Source organism: Nostoc parmelioides FACHB-3921 (genome assembly GCF_014696625.1).
Taxonomy (GTDB): Bacteria; Cyanobacteriota; Cyanobacteriia; order Cyanobacteriales; family Nostocaceae; genus Trichormus; species Trichormus parmelioides.
Window position 1 is genome coordinate 98,496 of the sequence record NZ_JACJQL010000001.1, and the last position, 16,707, is coordinate 115,202.

General features: G+C 42.3%; 14 protein-coding genes and 1 tRNA gene. 10 read left to right on the plus strand and 5 right to left on the minus strand.

Annotation, left to right across the window (positions count from 1 at the left end; genetic code table 11):
- Positions 1 to 129 precede the first annotated feature (129 nt).
- Positions 130 to 420 (minus strand): hypothetical protein, encoded by a 291-nt coding sequence (locus H6G14_RS00375; protein ID WP_190565187.1) that lies wholly within the window; start codon positions 418 to 420, stop codon positions 130 to 132.
- 925 nt (positions 421 to 1,345) lie between these two features.
- Between H6G14_RS00375 and accD the strand changes: the two genes are divergently transcribed.
- Positions 1,346 to 2,296 carry an acetyl-CoA carboxylase, carboxyltransferase subunit beta gene (gene accD / locus H6G14_RS00380; protein WP_190565188.1) on the plus strand — a complete coding sequence of 317 codons (951 nt, stop codon included), beginning with the start codon at positions 1,346 to 1,348 and terminating at the stop codon, positions 2,294 to 2,296.
- 79 nt (positions 2,297 to 2,375) lie between these two features.
- Here accD and H6G14_RS00385 read toward each other — a convergent pair whose 3' ends face one another.
- The gene (locus H6G14_RS00385; protein ID WP_190565189.1) at positions 2,376 to 3,788 is read right to left on the minus strand and encodes an MFS transporter; all 1,413 of its coding nucleotides are present in this window, start codon (positions 3,786 to 3,788) and stop codon (positions 2,376 to 2,378) included.
- 425 nt (positions 3,789 to 4,213) lie between these two features.
- Between H6G14_RS00385 and H6G14_RS00390 the strand changes: the two genes are divergently transcribed.
- Both H6G14_RS00390 and H6G14_RS00395 read left to right on the plus strand, forming a co-directional pair.
- Complete coding sequence (locus H6G14_RS00390; protein WP_190565190.1) at positions 4,214 to 5,416, plus strand: murein hydrolase activator EnvC family protein; 1,203 nt, start codon at positions 4,214 to 4,216, stop codon at positions 5,414 to 5,416.
- A 41-nt stretch (positions 5,417 to 5,457) separates the two neighbouring features.
- Positions 5,458 to 5,530 (plus strand) — tRNA-Arg (locus tag H6G14_RS00395).
- A 139-nt stretch (positions 5,531 to 5,669) separates the two neighbouring features.
- Here the strand turns inward: H6G14_RS00395 and H6G14_RS00400 are convergent.
- The gene (locus H6G14_RS00400) at positions 5,670 to 8,198 is read right to left on the minus strand and encodes a mannose-1-phosphate guanyltransferase (RefSeq protein WP_190565191.1); all 2,529 of its coding nucleotides are present in this window, start codon (positions 8,196 to 8,198) and stop codon (positions 5,670 to 5,672) included.
- A 586-nt stretch (positions 8,199 to 8,784) separates the two neighbouring features.
- Between H6G14_RS00400 and H6G14_RS00405 the strand changes: the two genes are divergently transcribed.
- Complete coding sequence (locus tag H6G14_RS00405; RefSeq protein ID WP_044521340.1) at positions 8,785 to 8,976, plus strand: hypothetical protein; 192 nt, start codon at positions 8,785 to 8,787, stop codon at positions 8,974 to 8,976.
- Positions 8,977 to 9,282: 306 nt separating this feature from the next.
- Here H6G14_RS00405 and H6G14_RS00410 read toward each other — a convergent pair whose 3' ends face one another.
- Complete coding sequence (locus H6G14_RS00410) at positions 9,283 to 9,690, minus strand: hypothetical protein (RefSeq protein ID WP_190565192.1); 408 nt, start codon at positions 9,688 to 9,690, stop codon at positions 9,283 to 9,285.
- Between the two features lie 539 nt (positions 9,691 to 10,229).
- Between H6G14_RS00410 and H6G14_RS00415 the strand changes: the two genes are divergently transcribed.
- The 3 genes from H6G14_RS00415 to phnE all read left to right on the plus strand — a co-directional run bounded on the left by H6G14_RS00415 (position 10,230) and on the right by phnE (position 13,109).
- A complete protein-coding gene (locus H6G14_RS00415) occupies positions 10,230 to 11,204 on the plus strand; it encodes a phosphate/phosphite/phosphonate ABC transporter substrate-binding protein (protein ID WP_190565193.1) in 975 nt (324 codons plus the stop codon).
- A gap of 307 nt (positions 11,205 to 11,511) precedes the next feature.
- Entirely contained in the window at positions 11,512 to 12,246 is a 735-nt protein-coding gene (locus H6G14_RS00420) for a phosphonate ABC transporter ATP-binding protein (RefSeq protein ID WP_190565194.1), read from the plus strand.
- Between the two features lie 68 nt (positions 12,247 to 12,314).
- Positions 12,315 to 13,109, plus strand: a complete 795-nt coding sequence (gene phnE / locus H6G14_RS00425) for a phosphonate ABC transporter, permease protein PhnE (RefSeq protein WP_190565195.1) — start codon at positions 12,315 to 12,317, stop codon at positions 13,107 to 13,109.
- Between the two features lie 82 nt (positions 13,110 to 13,191).
- On the opposite strand, the gene ald is transcribed toward phnE, so the two are convergent.
- The gene (gene ald, locus H6G14_RS00430) at positions 13,192 to 14,283 is read right to left on the minus strand and encodes an alanine dehydrogenase (protein WP_190565196.1); all 1,092 of its coding nucleotides are present in this window, start codon (positions 14,281 to 14,283) and stop codon (positions 13,192 to 13,194) included.
- 302 nt (positions 14,284 to 14,585) lie between these two features.
- On the opposite strand from ald, the gene H6G14_RS00435 reads away from it, so the two are divergent.
- The 3 genes from H6G14_RS00435 (at position 14,586) to H6G14_RS00445 (ending at position 16,700) form a co-directional block, all read left to right on the plus strand.
- A complete protein-coding gene (locus H6G14_RS00435) occupies positions 14,586 to 14,756 on the plus strand; it encodes a chlorophyll a/b-binding protein (RefSeq protein WP_010996510.1) in 171 nt (56 codons plus the stop codon).
- Positions 14,757 to 15,249: 493 nt separating this feature from the next.
- The gene (locus H6G14_RS00440; protein ID WP_010996509.1) at positions 15,250 to 15,546 is read left to right on the plus strand and encodes a hypothetical protein; all 297 of its coding nucleotides are present in this window, start codon (positions 15,250 to 15,252) and stop codon (positions 15,544 to 15,546) included.
- A gap of 113 nt (positions 15,547 to 15,659) precedes the next feature.
- Positions 15,660 to 16,700 carry a WD40 repeat domain-containing protein gene (locus tag H6G14_RS00445; protein ID WP_190565197.1) on the plus strand — a complete coding sequence of 347 codons (1,041 nt, stop codon included), beginning with the start codon at positions 15,660 to 15,662 and terminating at the stop codon, positions 16,698 to 16,700.
- Positions 16,701 to 16,707: the final 7 nt, after the last annotated feature.

The following is a 16,707-nucleotide window of genomic DNA, read 5'->3' on the forward strand; positions in this document are numbered from 1 at the left end:
TTGACAAAAAAATATTAATACAGACAGAATGTTAAGATATTCTGTCTTTTTTATCGAAAATTTGAGTTATCCCTTGAGCCTTTGTTGGGTTTGACGATCGCCTACGGTGAGCGATCGCCATTTATCTGTCTAGTTGGCAGAAACCTTGTCGCCTTCTTGGATACTGCTGACACAAAAGTTAATATGAGAGCGAATAGCCTGCTCATAAACCACAGTTTGCTTGGTACGTACTCCTATAGGCTGGTATACTAGCTTGATTTCGGGAAATTCGCACCAATACATCAGAAAAATATCTTTTGCCGGAGTAATAATCTCGTAATTATTCTCTTGCTTTTTCTTTTTCAGCTTGCAATTATTTAATTGTAACTTCTGTCTAAATAGTTTTTCAAATTCGGGAATTACATTTGAAGTAGTTTCCATACTGTATACACGTTGAAACGCGTTATTAGGGCGAACTTTATCTGTTGATAGTACTAAGTATGACATCTTTAGCTACTTTAAATTAAAGCTAGTCATGTCAAATCTTGAGGTATTGAGCAATTTAGAACAACGATAGCACTTGCAGAGACGAAATATTTGTCAGAACTACCACGGCGATCGTTTCTAAATCTAGCAAAACAGTTACCATGACAACTTTCCTCGTAGTTTTGTCGCTGCAAACTCAGACTATTTAGTTGGTTTTATAGTCATCACTCATTACATGATGAAAAACCTTACAAGCCACATTCCTTATTCCCCACAACTGTAACGTTCATTACCCCATTGATACTTGAGATTTTGATAATATCAGCTTGTGACTTGTATCACCCTCTTAACGAAATAGGACTTACGCAATGAAAATCCTCGCTTTGGCAAGGTATGAGGTTTTTAAATGCCTATACCTCGTTTGGTGAGGCTCACCAGCCGACTATACCACCATACTCCTGAATGCTTGAGCTTTTCGTTGCTATTCGTAAGTCCGCAAGAAGCACCTGTTGGCTAGCGCAACTAATGTACATAGATGCTGATTGCTCATCAACTAGCAACATAAATTTTGAGATTAGGAGCAAGAATTCAAGCTGGGGTTGGGGAAAAGCGTCTTGTGGTAGGGTTGATATTCCAATAGCTTTAATTTTGCCAATACATTTACAAGATGTGATGAACTAGAGACTTGTATTGGTATCAGTATTTTCGTTAAGCTGGCAACCAAAGATGCAAAATTAATGTCTCAATTGCTTATAAGCGTATTTTGACGATGTAGTCAAGAGTAAAGGGAAAAAATTAGTAGTCAAGAACTTATGATTATTAACTTCCCAGAACAGATTGACCTATTTTCGACCTCGTATCCCACTTGAATAAGATAAAAATGGCGAACAACGAAGAATCACGCGGTTTAAAGTCTCTATTTGATTGGTTCGCAAACCGACGTAAAGCGGGTGCAACCAACCCCGAACGCCAAGAACGCGAAATTGCCGATGGGCTATGGCACAAGTGTTCTAAATGTGGTGTATTGACATATACTAAAGACCTAAGAGCTAATCAAATGGTCTGTGTTGAATGTGGACATCATAATCGGGTAGATAGTGATGAGCGCATCCGCCAACTGATAGATCAGAATACCTGGAGGCCGATGGATGAAAATCTGCGGGCTACCGATCCATTGCAGTTCCGCGATCGCAAAGCCTATAGCGATCGCCTCCGGGAAATGGAAGACAAACTCGGCCTATTAGACGCAGTTAAAACTGGTTTGGGGCAAATCAACAGTTTACCTGTTGCTTTAGCTGTGATGGATTTCCGCTTCATGGGCGGTAGTATGGGTTCCGTTGTCGGCGAAAAAATTACCCGCCTGATTGAACAAGCCACCCAACGACGTTACCCAGTAGTCATCATCTGCACCTCTGGGGGAGCGAGAATGCAGGAAGGAATGCTTTCTCTGATGCAGATGGCTAAAATTTCCGCCGCTTTAGAACGCCACCGCGACGCGAGATTACTTTATATCCCCGTATTAACAAATCCCACCACTGGCGGCGTAACGGCTAGTTTCGCCATGTTAGGAGACATTATTTTGGCAGAACCAAAAGCCACAATTGGTTTTGCAGGTCGCAGAGTTATTGAGCAAACCCTCCGAGAAAAACTGCCAGACGACTTTCAAACAGCAGAAGACTTGCTCAAGCACGGCTTTGTCGATGACATTGTACCTCGTACCCAGTTAAAAAACACCTTATCTCAACTAATTGCCCTACACCAACCCGTCCCTACAACCCCCCCTATGGTGCTGTGGGAGACGATGAGTCTTAGTTCCACAGCTGCTGAATAAATGGGAGTGGGGAGTTTCGACTGTTAATTGTTGAGTAGGAAATAATTACTTCCTTTATCTCCCCAGTCTCCACTCCCCATCACTTCCCCGGTTCTTGGATAAAAAACAAGGGAATTAACGCTAACAGGCGCAATGCAGTAGATAGAACAAAAACTGCCAATAAACCTCCATATTGGGTGAATTGGGCGATAAAACTACCTATAGTTGTGCCTACAGCACCACTGACACCAGCGACAGCAGAGGCGATCGCAAAATAAATTGACTGATTCCTTAAGGGTGCAATCCCTAGCTGTATATTGTTATTACATAAATCAATAGCTGCCGCAGTTCCGCCCAATAAAATATGTAATAAAGGCAACCATAGCCAAATATCTAAAGTGTTAATACCAATTCCTAGCCACAATAATGGTGTCAGCGCTACTAAAATTCCTATATAAATTAAAATACGTCGATTCCCGATTTTATCTGCTAACTTGCCCCATAACATTAACATCAGCAAATTAGCTGCCGCTAGAAAACTGCCATAAATTGTCACCCAACTCACATCTAGATTTAATGTGTCTAGCAGATAAAAATTAAAAAACGGGGCGCTAATATTTACAGCTAACATCCACAGACCAAAATAAACCAGAAACATCAGGAAATTTGAGTTTTTCCAAATGGTAATAGACTCAGTTTCTGGTGGAATAATTGTCAGATGTAAGGTGGATGCAGATGTATCACTAACTTTATTATTTTGAGGATATTGGACAACCTCATTTTGTAATTGTGGATTCACATCTATTTTGAAGTATTGGCACCCCAAACTCAAAAACCCAAACAAGATACTAATTAAAAGTACTACGCCATAACCTTGGATAGTTCCACCATACCAGTGAGAGACAAGCAACCCAGCTAAGGGTACACAAATCAAGTTAGTCAAGCTAGCTGCGCTATTACGTAACCCAAAATACCTACCTCGTAAACGCCGAGGAACGATCATTGCTAGCCAACTTAACCAAGAAGCACTCCCTAATCCTCCCAATAAATTTGTGATTAATAGAATTGATAACGTCAATATTTCTAATTGTTGAGCATCGACACTTCCCTTGGTGAATAAAATTATCCCGATCAATAAAATCAGCCATGAAAACCTCGCCGTGCCATAAATCAACATAGAATATCGACAACGGCTGGTGGTACGCTCAGATAAGTAAGCTCCCAATGGCTGAATTAGATTGACCAACATGGGAATTGAAGACAACATCCCGAACACAATGGGACTAGCATCTAACTCTACTAAGAAATTACTCAGCAAAATCCCACCAGTACCCAAAGAATAAACTGTTGCAAATACAGAATCGACAGTTGATGCTTTTAAACTAGTGCGAATTACATCCTTAGGAATGCGAATACTAGATTGATTAGCTAGCGTGAGTGTTGTCTCTGGTGGAGTAATCTGGAGGATTTCCGAATTTAGAGAAGTAGCCGTTTCAATTGGGACAGAATCCATAATTAAATGAGTGATTTACCCTGCTACGAACAGGTAAGGGGTGTTTTACTGAGTCCACACGTATCTTTACTTACATTGTTGTGTACTAACATGACCCTAAAGTAATAACCATAAGAATTCATAAGGTGATATGCACCTAAATCAAATACTCTTGCGTCAGGGCTGTCCATAGTCAAGAGTCCAGATTTAAAGGCTAGCTTAGACTCTGGACTGTGGACTTTTGACAACCTGAGTGCGAAATATACAATTTAAATGCGTAACAGCTTACTTTGGTTGTATATTGCTCTTTTCCTGTATCTCGTAAAAAACAATTTATACATTATTGAGATGTAGAAACAGGGTGAATAATGACTCAATGTTAGATTTGTCTAGGTTTAGGGAACAATGCTGTTTATGCTTGCAATTCCTTGGCTGAAGATAACGGCATGAAAGCGCCAATTGTCCAACAAAAAAGATTTTGGAAATTATGTATTGTATTGTGCTGTGTTTTGTGCGTATTTTTAGTATTACTACCAGTATTTGCTAATAATTCCTCTTCCATTGATACCTTAAAACAGCAGCAGCAACAAATTCAACAAGAAAGGCAAAATGTTTTACAAGAACGCGATCGCCTCACTAATCTCCAACAAGCAGCGCAAAACCGCCTGACTGGTATTGCTAACAATTTGCAAACCACCAACAGTCAAATTAAAGATAGTGAATTGCGATTACAACAGGCTAGCCAGCGTCTCCAGCAGCTAGAGGCCAAATTAGCTGTGACAGAACGTGCTTATGAAGAACGTCAAGTTGCCACAGTAGCACGATTGCGATATCTTCAGCGATCGCCTCTCAGTCAGGGATGGGCTGTTTTATTGCAAAGCAGAGATATCAGTGATTTTTTCAGTCGTCGTCATCAGTTGAAGTTAGTTTATCAGGCAGACCAGCAAATTTTAGCGAAACTCAGCACCCAAGCCAACTTGATTAATCAGCAGAAAACGGAATTAGAGGAGCAAAAAAACGAAGTTGCTTTGATTAGGGAACAACTATTGACACAAAAATCTGATTATCAAGCTCAAGCCCAATCTCAGTCAGAATTAATACAACGCTTAAGTAGCGATCGCCTCGCCCTAGAAGCCGCACAAAATCAACTAGAGAGAGATTCTAAAAACCTGGAAGGGTTAATCCAACAAAAGGTAGCCGAAGCCAAAGCCAGAGAAGAAGCGCAAGCAAAAACCAACAGCCGGACAAATATCTTGATCAAAGGAACAGGACTATTTGCCTTTCCTAGTAATGCACCTACAAGTAGCCCCTTCGGTTGGCGGGTACACCCCATTCTCGGCTATCGCAGGTTTCACGCCGGGTTAGATTTTGCCGCTAGTTATGGCAGTACAATCAGGGCAGCCGATTCGGGAACAGTGATTTTTGCTGGCTGGTATGGCGGTTATGGTAGAACTGTGATTATTAATCACGGCGGTGGTATCACAACACTGTATGGACACGCCAGTGAATTATATGTTGCCGAGGGGCAAACAGTACAACGAGGACAGGCGATCGCGGCTGTTGGTTCTACAGGCTTATCTACTGGGCCACATCTGCATTTTGAAGTCCGCCGCAATGGTACACCAGTCAACCCGGCAGATTATCTTTAGCCCAAAATATTCTGGAGTATGATATAATCGGCCAGTAAGAAGGGCGCGTGGCTCAGTGGATAGAGCAACAGATTCCGGTTCTGTGGGTCGGGGGTTCAAATCCCTCCGCGCTCGTTTTTTTGTACATTAACTAATTATTTGTCTGTGTTGACAGACTCATATTTGTATTTGGTAATTGGTAACGGGTAATGGCTAATTGTAAAAATCAATTACCAATTAGCTATTACCCATTACCGCCCATATTATCAACTATTCACACTTCCGCCGGGTGATATTCCTGCTGTCTCTCTACGAAACTCTGCACACGGGAACGGTAATCCCGCACCGTCTCATCTACCCAGTCGCGCTCGTGACTATTTGCATACAAATGTACTAACGGTTCGCTAGCATCTGGTAAAACTAACAGCCAACTGTCATCAAAAGGTTGGCGAATCTTCACCCCATCGATGAGTTCGAGGTTTTGGGCTGGGTGAGTTTCCACCAAGTAGCGCATCAATGCACCTTTAGCCGACCAGGGACAACGGATGGTATGGGTTCTGTAAATTACACGGGGTAATTCTGATCTTACAGTAGCCAGCGATCGCTCTTGTATGGTTAACATTTCAATGATCTTGGCAATGCAGAACATGGAGTCAAACCCCGGATGCAGTTGGGGAAAGATAAAGCCAGTTTCGCCGCTACCACCTAACACCACATTGGGATTTTTTTGACAAGCTTCCATCAAAGCTGTCGCATTGGCTTTGGTGCGAATGATCCTACCATCATGGCGACGGGCGACTTGTTCCACTGCGCTGGAAGCATGAACCGGCACAACTACCGTTCCTCTGGGGTTGGAAGTCAAAATCATATCTACCATCAGTGCGGTTAATAGTTCGCCGCGAATGGGGTAGCCTGATTCGTCAACTAAAATTAGCTGTTCGCCGTTAGCGGAGACTTGGACACCGAAATTAGCCTTCAACGCTTCCACCACATGACCTAACTGAGTTAGCAGTGTTTCCCGATCTGTTGTGGTGACAGCATTTTTATTTAAACTGGCGTTGAGGACTACTGCATCAGCACCAAATTTATCTAGCATTTGGGGTAAAACAGCCCCAGACACAGCATAAACATAGTCAATTACGACTTTTGCCCGGCTGTTGTTGAGGGTAGAAACATTCAACAGTTTCTCAAAAGCTGTGCAGTAAAGGTCGATAACTTGGCTGGGGTAAGCCACATCACCAATTTCGTGGGTTAAAGCCCGGCGCATATCTTCCTTAAAGTAAGCCCCTTCAATTTTCTTTTCTTGGGCTTTGGAGATATTAATTCCCTTATGATCCATGAATTCTATCAGGATATAATCGGCGCGATCGGGATGTACTCGTACATGAATTCCCCCAGCCACTCCCATTGTGGGTATCACTGTCCGGGCGATGGGGATGGCTGTTGCATCAAGATTTTGAATATCCACACCTACAGACATTAAACCTGCAATGAGCGATCGCGTCACCATGCGGGAAACATTACGTTGGTCACGGGACACAGTTACTTTCGCACCAGGTTTTAAAGTAGAACCATAAGCAGCCCCTAACTTCACCGCAAACTCTGGGCTGATGTCGATATTGGCTAATCCTTGTACCCCACGTTGCCCAAATAAGTTTCGTTGGGCGGTGTTACCCCAAATCAAGTTGATGTTTAAAATTGCCCCTGATTCAATCTTTTTACTAGGCCAAACTCTGACACCAGGGCTAATCTGGGCTTCTTCCCCAACCGTGGATAAAGAACCAACTACAGAGGCTTCTAACACATGGGCGCGGCGGTCTACACGGGTTCCACGAGAGATTACACAAGCACTCAACTGGGCTTCTTCTCCAATAATTGCCCCATTCCACACAATCGGACGCTTGAGATTGGCATCAGCACCAATAGTGACATTATCTCCAATCACAGTTCCAGCCTCAATTTGTACTCTCGCACCGATACGGCAATTGTTACCTATCACGGCTGGGGCTTCTATATGTGCAGAGGGGTCAATATAAGTATTTTGTCCTATCCACAAGCCAGGAGAATTTTCCCTGTAAGCAAAATCTAGTTTTACCTTACGTTCTAAACCATCATACTGAGCTTCCCGATAAGCATCTAAGTGTCCGACATCACACCAGTAACCTTCGGCAACGTAACCATACATTGGCTCATCTTTAGCCAGTAGTAAAGGAAATAAATCTTTAGAAAAGTCGCATTCTGTATTAGATGGAAGATATTCTAAAACTTCTGGCTCCAGAATGTATGTTCCAGTATTAACGGTATCAGAAAAAATTTCGCTGGTAGAGGGTTTTTCTAAAAAGCGTTTAATTTTGCCTGTTTCATCGGTGATCACTACACCAAATTCTATAGGGTTAGGAACCCTTGTTAAAATTAGAGTAGCTTTTGACTGTTGTTTTTTGTGAAAAGCGATCGCTTCTCCTAAGTCAAAATCTGTGATGCTATCATCACTAATTACTAAAAAAGTTTCGTCCAGAAGTTCCGCAATGTTTTTCACACAGCCGGCTGTTCCTAGAGGTTGGTCTTCTTCGACGGCGTAGGTCATCTGCACCCCAAAATCACCGCCATCTTGAAAATAGTCTCGCAAGACATCAGGTAGATAATGCAACGTGGCAATAACTTCTGTAATGTGATGTCTCTTGAGGAGATTAATGATATGTTCGGCAATTGGGCGATTGAGGATCGGTACCATTGGTTTTGGTAGATCGCAAGTTAACGGGCGAAGTCGCGTTCCGGAACCGCCTGCCATCAGCACTGCACGCATAAATCCTCCTTAACTTTTTGCAGCATTGGCTGCGTTTAAACCCGTGAGAGTATATTGTGTTTTTATCTAGTTTCCTATGGATACTGATATTTGAAACACCCCCGTAAGAAGCATCTGACAGTAAATAAGCAAAAGTACTTATTATGCTGTTTTGGCAATCACCTCCGGTCGGTCGAAACGCCATTGCCACAAGTGCTTATGTTTTATGGGGGTCTGGACTGAATCAGTTTATTTATGCTAGCTACCAAAAACTGAAGAAGCAACCAAGTGGAAGGAAAAAGTAATATAGAAATAAAGTTTGCTTTGTTCCGCTTTGATTAGGCAGTTTATTTTACTTATAATATTGTTCTATCCTGACAATAGATGTTCTTATGAGTTAATTGAGAAATAGGGGTAAAATCTATAACCTCATGAGAGAATGTATCATGAAACAACACTAATTTTAAAAAATACTAGTACAGATACACTTGCATAAACCATCTGTAGAAAGTTGAGTCATACTGGGATTAATGTGGATAATTTATCGCTTACGTACTGCGGAAATATTTATCTCGAATTACTTCATTGATTAACGGAGTTGATGGTAATGGGAAAATTAATTATTTTCGGCTTAATTGTGATTTATATAGGTGGTGTGTGGAAGTTTTGGAATGGTTTCTCAAGAACAAATTTCACCCAATCTTTGCCCAATAAGATAGGTTTAGCATTGCTTTGGCCAGCTTTATTTGTTGCCAATGGTTCTTATCGCCGTAATTTTAGAAAGGCGTTGAAAGGTTAAAAATGCTTTTCAATGAAGAAACTCAAATTTATAGCTGTTGATTGTTGACTGTTGATAGGCTACAGCTATAGAAGTTAACTACTGGCAATTGGTCGGAAACCATTGTATTTTTATTACAAAAAACCCATCCACAAAGGGATGGGTTTTGCTTAATAAGCAATAGGTAATCGCCAAGAGCGCCTATTATCTATTATCTTTAAAGTTATGGCGAATTGCGTTGGCGTTAGCCTTCTCTACGAGACGCTACGCGTTGCACCAGGCTATTGCGTTGGCGTTAGCCTTGCCGAAGGCTATTGCGAATTGGTTTTATCTTCTGCGCTGGTTATTACGCCAGATATTGACTGCTGCCCCTGCGCCTGCGCCATTGATAGCGTTGTTGAGAGGTCTTCTGCAACCACCAGTAATCGCGCCAGTTACTACACCAGCACCACCACCTACAGCTACGTCTTGTATCACACTACGGTTTCTGGTATTTCTTCTCAAACCATTTGCACCGTTAACAGCAGCGCCAGCCGCCGCACCCTTAGCAGCATTATCTAACACCGAACCACATCTGGTGAATACCCCGGTTAAGATACCAGCACCGGCTCCAATGGCTGCATCTTCAACTACTCGGTTATCAGCAGCAGCAGGTTGTAAAGGAACCAAGGTAATACCTGCTAAACTTGCAGCCATAAGGCTGGGGAGAAGTGTGCGTTTTAGAATTAGTTTCATAATTTTCCCTTCTCAAAACATCCACAATTAGAGCATACTTATGCTGATTGTTGTCACAGATGTCGTTGATTTTCCTAGTTTTATTGTAGACAACTGCAACCGTCTTTGTATATGACTATGGTCATAATTACACTAACAGAATCAGTATTTTATCTACTAAAAGCAGCAATATTTATTCTCTATTCAAATAATTTAATTGAGTGCTTCCCTACAAAACAGTGTCTCATCACTATGCAGGTAAATATGCTAATACCTGAACAAGTTTTATGTATGCTGTCAACAACTTGACGGGAAAATGCTCGGCTATTTTGCTTTTAAGTTACATAATCCATCGTCAGGGCTGTTGACAGTCAACAGTTAACAGTTAATAGCCCTTATTAGTAGTTATGCAATTTAGACGCGCATTAGCTTACCTCCTCTAACTAGTTTTGTACATTTCACTATTGACTTTTGTTCTTAAAAGCTCTAGATTCTTTTATCGGGACAGTTGAAATTAATTTGCAAAAATACTGCAAATAGTTCTTGATGGAGATGTGCAAATGAGTGTAGGCCAAAAAGGCTTGTTAGGTGCTGGCGCGGCATTGATGGCGCTAATGGGTGTAGCAGTTACTACCGTTAGCGGTATCCAAGCGACAACTGCTAATTCTATTTCTAATCAACAAGCGCCGCGCTTACTTGCCCAAAAACTGAAGACTTTAACAGTAATTTTTCCCAGTCGTTCTGATTCGACAGATTTGCAATCTAAAGCAGATGCTGTAGCAGCTTTTTTATCAAAGGATTTGGGTATTCCTGTCAAAGCACAGATAGGTGATGATACTGCGGCAGTGGAAGCTTTAAGAGCGAACCGGGCTGATGTGGCTTTTTTGAGTAGTCGCCCAGCTTTGAAAGCTGAACAATTAGCCAATGCTCGTCTGTATCTAGCGGAAGTACGTGACAACTATTCTGGTAGATTCACTTATAATTCGATATTTGTTGTCCGCAACAATAGCCCATTGAAATCCAGAAATAATGCCAAAGCCACCCTAGAACAGCTACGGGGCAAAAAAATGGCATTTACATCTCCCACCTCAGGTTCAGGGTTTATTTTCCCTGTTAGTGAATTAGTGAAACAGGGGTTTGTCCCTAACCGCGATCGCCTTGATGGTTTCTTTGGTCAAGTTGCTTATGGTGGTAACTATAGCAAAGCCTTACAAGCGTTACTACGTGGTCAAGCAGATGTGGCTGTTGTTTCAGAATATGCCATGTTTCCACCGTACATTACAGCAGAAGAAAAAAATCAGTTGCGAGTACTGCATAAAATTTCTGGTGTACCTGCTCACGGTATAGCTATTGATGATGACGTTGCTGCAACCGATAGAGAAAGAGTTATTAATTCTCTACTCAAGTTAAATCAGTCACAAAATAACCCTCTGCTACGTAACTTGTACAACTCCACCGAATTAGTGAGAGTTGATCACAATCGTCACTTAGCACCAGTTCGTGATGCTCTTAAACGCGTTGGCATCGAACCATAAAATTTAGTGCTGTAAGCGCTAGCAGGGCGTTCAGCCCGTCAAGAGTTATGAGTACTAATTTAAGCACTATTAACTAGACAGGGTGTAAGGGTGTAGGGGTATAGGTTTAAAGCTCTTACACCCCTATACCCCTATACCCTTGCCAAAGCCCTTGATTTTTCGTTTTCATGCGTAAGTCCTAATTCTCATAAATTGATGAAATTGACCAAGACAGTCCTGATGAAGCAGGTTTCACAGTCAAACAGGAAAGATGTCTTTTTCTACACCCTTATACCCTTACACCCCTACACCCCTTTCAAGTCAGAGGATGAGTGATTACGTAATTGAATGTCACAACTTAGAGACAGCTTATGTTGGCTCTTTGAATCGCCCCATCCTCAACGAGATTAGTTGTCAAATCAAACAGGGTGAATTTGTTGTACTGCTAGGACTCAATGGAGCTGGTAAGTCTACATTATTGCGATCGCTTGTGGGATTAGTGCCATTAGTTAGGGGAGAAGTCCACATCAACGGCGTAGCGATGAATAGCCGCATACTTCCCCAAATTCGCCGCGATGTTGGAATGTTGTTTCAAGGTGGTGGTTTAATTCCCCAGTTATCAGCCATTGAAAATGTATTATGCGGTAGACTCGGCACGAGAACAACTTGGCAGACATTATTTGGCTTTCCCAAACGCGATCGCCTATTGGCATTAGAATTACTCGAACAGTTAGGTTTAAGAGAGTTAGCTTACCAAAAAACCAGCAAACTCAGTGGTGGACAGCAACAAAGAGTAGCGATCGCTCGTGCTTTAATTCAATCACCGCAAATACTCCTAGCCGATGAACCCACAACGGGATTAGATGTCATCGCCACCCAACAAGTAATGGAAACTTTAGCAGAATTACACGCCCAGCAAGGTATGACAGTCATCGCAGTTCTGCATGATTTGGGAATAGCTGCTAGATATGCCCAACGAGCGATCGTTCTAGATGCCGGACGCATTGTTTATGAGGGTTCCTGTGATAACCTGCAAGCCCAGTTTGTGGTAAATAATCAATAGTCAATAGTCAATAGTCAATAGTCAATAGTTATTCTTCTTTGCCTCCCCTGCTCCCCTGCCTCTCATATATGAGTTATTTACCAATTTCCAAACTTCTACGGCGCTACTCTTGGGTAAGCTCTTTAGTTATATTATTAATTGCTTTTATAATTTACACTTGGGCTTTGCAAGGACTGAAAGTTGATTTTGCCCTCTTGACATCCAGCGCCCCTTACATTGCTGATTTCATCTCGCGCCTATTTCCTCCTGACTTCAGAGTTATCGATATTGCTGTTAAGGCACTGATAGAAACCGTACAGATGTCGCTTTGGGGGACAACCATCGGTGCTATTATCTCAGTGCCGATCGCCGTCGCTAGTGCTAGTAATGTTGCGCCTAGTTGGCTGCAATGGCTGGCAAATCTGCTGCAAAATGCGGTGCGTTCTGTCCCTTCAATTATTCTGGGGCTAATTTTTGTTGCTGCTACAGGCTTAGGCGCACCCGCAGGCACCCTAGCCTTGAGTATATACACTATCGGCTACCTAGCCAAGTTTTATCAACAAGCGATCGAAGCAGTCCAGCCCCGTTCTTTAGAATCTCTGCAAGTTATAGGCGCATCTCGATTCCAAATTGCTCAGTATGGAATTTTACCCCAAGTTTTGCCTCTGAGTTTGGGTTATACCTTATGGATGTTTGAATACAACATCCGCGCCGCTTCTGTCTTGGGTGTCGTTGGTGCAGGTGGGATTGGCTTTCAGTTGAAAAGTTACATTGATGGATTTGAGTACAATAAAGCCACAACTATGATGTTAGTACTGTTGGTAGTTGTGACAGTAATTGATGGCTTCAGCAGCCAGTTACGCCGCCGTCTTGAATCGATGTAAAACGTAAATTGGTAATGGGTAATGGATAATAGCAAAGAATTTCTTCTCAATTACCGATTACCAATTACCAATTACCCTAAAATTAACTGACTAAATCAGGAAAAACCTCTTTTACAGCCGGGTGTACAAGGCGATGATTCTGCACATTTAAACCCTTGGCCAGTGCTTGATTCACTTCCAGTGCTTTGAGTCCTTGATTTGCCAACTGCACAACGTAAGGTAATGTACTGTTGTTAAGTGCTTGAGTGGCTGTCCAAGGTACTGCACCTGGCATATTAGGAACGCCATAATGCACTACGCCCTCTTCAACGTAGATTGGGTTGGTGTGGGATGTGGCGTGTAAGGTTTCCACACAACCACCTTGATCTACAGCCACATCAACTATTACTGAACCTGGGTGCATTTGTTTGACTAATTCACGAGATACTAAAATTGGCGCTCTGCGTCCCAGTACCAAAACAGCACCAACAAGTAAATCTGCTTCTTTAACTGCGGCTTCGATATGGGCAGAACTGCTGTAAAGTAATTCCACTCTGGAACCAAACAAAGTTTCTAAATAAGATAAACGCTCAACATTTACATCTAATATTTGTACGGCTGCACCCATACCTACGGCAATTCTGGCAGCTTCTGTACCAACTACACCACCACCGAGAATCACTACTTTTCCTGGTTTAACTCCAGGAACACCACCCAGCAGTACACCTCTACCACCTTGTTGGCGTTCTAAATAGCGTGCGCCAAATTGTACTGCTAACCGACCGGCAATAATGCTCATGGGGGTCAGTAGTGGTAGTCTGTTAGCGCCTGGTTGCTCTACGGTTTCGTAAGCGATCGCACAAATGCCACAATCAATTAAATGCTCTGTTAATTTGCGATCGGCTGCTAAATGCAGATAAGTAAACAATATCTGCCCTTTCTGTAAAAAGTTGTACTCACTCGTCAGTGGTTCTTTAACTTTAACTACTAACTCTCGGTTCCAAACTGCCTCTGCTGTAGGGACAATATCCGCTCCTACACTGCGATAATCATCATCGGTAAACCCTGCACCACTACCAGCTTGAGTTTGAACAAAGATACTATGACCATTTTCCTTCAACACCCGCACGCTAGCAGGACTTAACCCCACCCGAAATTCTTGATCTTTAGTTTCTTTAGGAACGCCGATTTCCATTTAACGCCTCTGATAAATTTTTTGTTTAATTTAGCCTGCCAGTATCAGACTGACACTTCCGTATTGTGGATAGCTATCTACAACATTAGTTTTCCCAATCCCAAAGCCGCAAACTCCTACCCTTGACTATTGCCCCAGTGCTTCTACAATATATAAAGATTAATTACAATTTGTTAAAAAGTCATTGTGTGGCTTCCGAAATAGAAGCTACTAGATTTTTCGACTTAACCTTGGCGTTTTCGCCTTGCAATTAGCTCAAAACTCGTTATTAAGTCCCGTTTGCCGAAAAGAGGTTTTTCAAAATGTCCCAAACACAGCCAACAGTTACACCCAAGCTAGAAGAGCCAAAATTTGGCTTCAATGAATATGCAGAACGCTTGAATGGTCGCGCTGCAATGATTGGTTTTCTTTTGATGGTAGTCATTGAATACGCCACCAATCAAGGTGTCTTGTCCTGGCTCGGACTTAAGTAATGTGGAGTGGGGGGCAATACGGTTCGGATAAGCAGGGGAAGCAGAGGAGGCAGGGGAGGAAAGGAGGTTATTTTCATAATTTTTCTCTTCCCCTGCTTCTCTTCTCCCCTTACTTCCCCTGCCTGCCTTAACCAAGAAATCCCTTAACCGAACCGTATTACCTCCTGCCCGACTGAAACCAATGTTAAAGTTGTAAGCTAGTAATTAGCAGAGTTAGAACCAGCTGGAACATCTAGCTGGTTTTGACTTTATTAACTTATAGTGAACTACCTCACGCAACTTGTCTGATATAACTATGAGGCACACCGGAGAGTGTTAGTAATATCTGAAAACTTGCAAAGTCTTCATGTAAGGGAGTGAATTACTACACGGAAACCCCACTGAAAAAATTATAATCTTTACTTAAAGATGCCTTTTATTCAGGATAGTAATTCTCCGGTAAGGTATTCTTGGTAAATTTACACAAAAGGTTATCTGGAAAAACCAAGCTGTGATGAACGTTGTATTACCTCGTTTTTTAAAGTCAGCCTACAGAAAAGAACCAGTCATTAGTGTGTTAATCACAATGGGTGTGGTAGATGCGCTAATTGGTGGGTTAGATGATAGCTGGTCATTATTTGCTGTTGGTTTGGGAACAGCAGGTGTCAGCCTCGCTTTTAAGTTGTGGCGTAGTAGTCAACAGCGCTCTCCTGTTATAGAAGAGCCTGTAGTACAACATTACTTGCCCCCTCGCTCGTCTAGTCCGACTCTGCCGATGCTGAGTGTGCAGAAGAAAAAACCACCGTATTAGGGAGTGCTGAGTTAATAAGTGTTGAGTCTGCACTTGACTATCAGTCGATTAGGTGTATTTAAGCCAGGTGAGGAAAAACAGTGAGGAGCGAGCGAACAGGAGGTACGTACTTTATGGTACGGCCATACTTGATATTACTATTTATGGGGGTTATGGCTCTGCCTGTGAGTCCAGGGACAGAGTTAAGGGTAAATGCGGCGGATAGGGTGCAAGTTACACCCAACCCAGAACCAACCACAGGATTTACCAATCCTAGCCTCCTACATAGCCTCAACGCCCATTCAGGGAGGGTAAAATCTTTAACTTTCAGCCCAGATAGTCGGACTATCGTCAGTGGAGGGGCTTATAATGATGGCATTATTCGGCTGTGGAACTCAACAACTGGTAAAAGAGTAGGAACTATCAACAAAGCGCAAAAAAATGCGGTGGAGTCTTTGGTGATTTCCCCTGATGGACAAACTTTAGCCAGTTCTGGCAGTGACAATATTATTAACCTGTGGAATCTTAAAAATAATCAATTTACGCGCTCTTTTGTAGGACATACCGCCAGCGTCATGTCCTTAGCTGTATCTTCAGATGGTAAGGTTCTTGTTAGTGGTGCTTTAGATGGGATTCGGGTGTGGGATTTGCTCCAACAACGTCCATTATCTACTTTAGTGCGCTTTGATAATAGAATTGATACCCTGGCAATGAGTTCTGACGGTCAAACTCTGGCTAGCGGCGACACAAAAGGTGTAATTAAACTGTGGAATTTAAGTACAGGTAAATTAATCCGGGAGTTTACAGCCCATTCTGGTACAGTTACAGATATTGTCTTTACACCCGATGGACAGAATTTAATTAGTTCCAGTAGCGATCGCACTATTAAAGTTTGGAATATCCCATCAGAAAGACTCAGCCGCACTCTCACAGGTCATAATAATTGGGTAAATGCGATCGCTATTAACCGCGATGGTAAAACTCTGGCTAGTGCTGGTAGAGATGGAATTAAACTCTGGGATTTATCGACTGGTGAGTTATTAAATACACTGATTGGACATAGTGATTGGGTAAGTGCGATCGCTTTTAGTCCGGATGGTAAAACCCTTGCCAGTGGCGGATTCGACGGCAGAATTAGTATTTGGGGTAATCCACCAGTTACAGTTCGTAAGTAACAATATC